3 protein-coding genes are annotated in these 2877 nt (G+C 72.9%); 2 read left to right on the top strand and 1 reads right to left on the bottom strand.

Going from position 1 to position 2877, the window contains the following annotated elements:
- Window positions 1-965, bottom strand: a 965-nt coding sequence (locus tag LOY02_RS18930; RefSeq protein WP_317183914.1) for an aromatic amino acid lyase, incomplete at its 3' end; no start/stop codon positions are given.
- 86 nt (window positions 966-1051) lie between these two features.
- On the opposite strand from LOY02_RS18930, the gene LOY02_RS18925 reads away from it, so the two are divergent.
- Window positions 1052-1813: an IclR family transcriptional regulator gene (locus tag LOY02_RS18925; RefSeq protein WP_317183915.1), complete on the top strand. Its 762-nt coding sequence runs from the start codon at window positions 1052-1054 to the stop codon at window positions 1811-1813.
- Window positions 1814-1837: 24 nt separating this feature from the next.
- The gene (locus tag LOY02_RS18920; RefSeq protein WP_317183913.1) at window positions 1838-2815 is read left to right on the top strand and encodes an NAD(P)H-quinone oxidoreductase; all 978 of its coding nucleotides are present in this window, start codon (window positions 1838-1840) and stop codon (window positions 2813-2815) included.
- The last annotated feature ends 62 nt before the right edge of the window (window positions 2816-2877 follow it).

The following is a 2877-nucleotide window of genomic DNA, read 5'->3' as shown; positions in this document are numbered from 1 at the left end:
GAGGCGAGCTCCCACCCGGCGACTCGTGCCGCATGCTCCACGGTGTCTCGGGCGCCGCCGGCGACCTGCGGTGCGCAGCGCAGGGAGTAGGCGTCCTGCACGCGGGTGCACTCGTCGGTCCGGTGCGACTCGCGGATCGGCGAGTTCGCAAGGACGGCGCGGATGTTCGCAGCCGACAGGCCCTGCCCCGGGTGTGGCCGCAGATCGTGGAGATCGGCTGCGAAGACGTCGTCGGTGCCGAGCAGTCCCTCGACGCTCATCGCAGCCGTGACGTCGGCGACCTTGAGCAGCGCACGGAGGTCGGCGATGGCGAGGACGAGCATGCCGAGCATCCCGTCGGTGCCGTTGATCAGCGCGAGGCCCTCCTTCTCGGCGAGCGCAACGGGCTCGATCCGGTTGTCGCGCAGGGCAGTCGCAGCGTCGGTGAGCGTCCCATCGGCCAGCCGGACCGGGCCCTCCCCCGTCACCGCCAAGGCACAGTGGGCGAGGGGCGCGAGGTCGCCGGAGCAGCCGAGCGAACCGTACTCGTGCACGAGGGGGGTGATCCCGGCACTCAGCACAGCGGCATACGCCCTCGCTGTCTCGAGGCGCACTCCGGTGCGGCCGGTCGCCAGCGTCGAGAGGCGCAGCAGCATGAGGGCGCGCACGACCTCCCGCTCCACCTCCGGACCGCTGCCGGCCGCATGTGATCGGACGAGCGAGCGCTGGAGCTGGGCGCGCAGCTCGGTCGGGATGTGGCGGGTCGCGAGCGCACCGAAGCCGGTCGAGATGCCGTAGTGCGGCACGGTGTCCCCGGCGTGGGCCTCGACAATGGTGCGGCTGCGGGCGATCTCCGCCTCCGCCTCCGCAGACAGCTCGACTCGGGCACCGTGGCGCGCCACGGCCACGACGTCGTCGACGCTGAGGGGGCCGGTCCCGACGGACACGGTGCGGGGCGAGGTGAGCGTCTCGGTCATGCGTCCCATCGAACCGTGACGGGGATGGCGCGGCAGCCCCCGACCGTCGACAATTGTCTCGCATCCGAGACAACTTCCTGCGCGAGGAGATCGACGTGCCCAATGCGCCCGCCGCAGCCAGCGCCCTCGACGTGCTCGAGTACCTCTCCCGCCACGCCGAGCCCGTCCCGGCCGCATCCATCGCGCGTGACCTGTCCCTGCCCCGGTCGTCCGTCTACCACCTGCTGACCGTGCTCCGCGCCCGAGGCTACGCGACGCACTACGTCGAGGACCGCCGCTTCGGGCTCGGCCCGGCGGCCTACGAGCTCGGATCTGCGTACCAACGCCAGGCGCCGCTGGCGCGGGTCGCGCGGGGACCCCTGCGCCGGCTCGTGGACCAGGGCGGCCGCAACACGCACTTCGCAACCCTCGACGGCCGCGACGTCATCTACCTGCTGGAGGAGCGAGCACCCGGTCAGCCCACCCTCGTCACCGACGTCGGGGTGCGGCTGCCGGCCCACCTCACCGCGAGCGGGGTCGCGCTCCTGGCCGCGCTCCCCGGCCCGCAGGTCCGGGCGCTCTACCCGGACCGGGACTCCTTCACCCAGCGACACGGCACGGGACCCGCGTCGCTGTCGGAGCTGCGCAGCATCCTCGCGCGCACCCGCTCCGACGGGTTCGCGCGCGAGGACGGCACGGTGACCCCGGGCCTGTCCTCGGTCGCGGTGCCGGTGCTCGACCGAGCCGACCGCCCCCTCGCCGCCATCGCCGTGACGTTCCGAACCGCTGACGGCCAGCCGGACCACGTCATCGAGCTCGTCGCACGAGCCAAGGAGGCAGCCGCGGAGATCGCGCGCCGCCTCAGTCCCGGCCGCTGAGCGGGCACACCCTAGGCTCCGAGCATGCGCGCCATCACCATCCCCGAGCCGGGCGAGCCCGACGCACTCGTCCTCGCCGACGTACCCGCCCCCACAGCCGGCCGCGGCGAGGTCCTCATCGACGTCGTCGCTGCCGGCGTCAACCGGGCCGACGTGATGCAGCGCAAAGGCTTCTACGACCCGCCGCCCGGGGCGTCCCCCTATCCCGGACTCGAGGTCAGCGGGCGGGTCGCCGACCTCGGCGAGGGCGTCGACACCCTGGCGGTCGGTGACGAGGTGTGCGCCCTCCTCGACGGCGGTGGCTACGCCGAGCAGGTGTCGGTGCCGGTCGCCCAGGTCCTCCCGAAGCCGCCCACCGTCGAGCTCGTCGACGCCGCCGGACTTCCCGAGGTCACCTGCACGGTGTGGTCCAACGTCTTCATGACCGCCAACCTCCAGCCCGGTCAGTGGCTCCTCGTCCACGGTGGGAGCTCCGGCATCGGCACCATGGCGATCCAGCTCGCCAAGGCCGTCGGTGCCCATGTCGCCGTCACGGCGGGGACCCGGGAGAAGCTGGACGCCTGCCGCGACCTCGGTGCGGAGGTGCTCGTCAACTACCAGGAGCAGGACTTCGTCGAGCAGCTGCGGGCCGGCAGCGCCAACCACGGCGCCGACGTCATCCTCGACAACATCGGCGCGAAGTACCTCGCCCGCAACGTCGACGCGCTCGCCATCAACGGCCGGCTCGTGACGATCGGGCTCCAGGGCGGGCGCCGGGCGGAGCTCGACCTGGGCACGCTCCTGTCCAAGCGCGCCGCCGTCATCGCGACCACGCTGCGCGCTCGCCCCGCCGCGGAGAAGGCCGCGATCGTCGCCGCTGTCCGCGAGCACGTCTGGCCGCTCTTCGCAGCCCGCGAGGTCCGACCGGTCATCCACTCGCGCTACCCGCTCGAGCAGGCCGCCGATGCACACCGCGAGATGGAGGCGTCGACACACATCGGCAAGATCCTCCTCACCACCTAGCCGCAGATGCCGTATGCCGCTGGGCTCGCTCCCGCTCCAGCGCCGGCTTCCTGCCGGGTCGG

Source organism: Intrasporangium sp., assembly GCF_032907665.1.
In the GTDB taxonomy this organism is placed as follows: domain Bacteria; phylum Actinomycetota; class Actinomycetes; order Actinomycetales; family Dermatophilaceae; genus Intrasporangium.
This window is presented reverse-complemented; position numbering and strand designations above follow the sequence as displayed.

What these genes read in the sequence shown, in the direction of transcription:
- LOY02_RS18920 (WP_317183913.1), top strand. Translation starts at nt 1,838, where the DNA reads ATGCGCGCCATCACCATCCCCGAGCCGGGCGAGCCCGACGCACTCGTC.